This window comes from Gluconobacter sp. P1D12_c (genome assembly GCF_018812105.1).
Lineage (GTDB): Bacteria > Pseudomonadota > Alphaproteobacteria > Acetobacterales > Acetobacteraceae > Gluconobacter > Gluconobacter oxydans_A.
On sequence record NZ_JACSIQ010000576.1, the window covers coordinates 1 to 418 of the forward strand.

The window sequence follows — 418 nt, forward strand, 5'->3', positions numbered from 1 at the left end:
CAACAATCTTATTCTCCATCTGCTCGAATTTTATTTCATCACCAACGATGACACGACCATCAAGAGAAGGCTCAACACAGAGAGCCATAGCAATATCGGGCCCGAACATATCCAATGATTTAGGGACACCTATCGTGGCTTCGCCTTCATCACGCTTCGTGAAAAGCTCAGCATCATTGATGACACGCTTCTTCATCATCTTCAGAGATCCATCAGACTGATCTCGAACGATGCGAAGCCTCTCATCATTAAGAGACCCCTTGAACTCCTAAACGATCCGTACCTCTGTATCAGTCGCGTATTGAGTGTCTCATTATAGAACCACTCAAGATGGCCATCCTCCATCGTCTCAATATCGTTCGGCTTAGTCACATATTTTGTGACCTCATCAACAGACTCAAGAGTTCCCGCATCCTTA

Annotated in this window: 2 protein-coding genes; both read right to left on the minus strand. The window is 45.2% G+C overall.

The annotated features are described in order from the left end of the window. Positions 1-199: hypothetical protein (locus KP705_RS18220; protein ID WP_215765318.1), on the minus strand; the 199-nt coding region annotated here is incomplete at its 3' end. Positions 200-201: 2 nt separating this feature from the next. Continuing rightward, positions 202-418: hypothetical protein (locus KP705_RS18225; protein ID WP_215765319.1), on the minus strand; the 217-nt coding region annotated here is incomplete at its 5' end.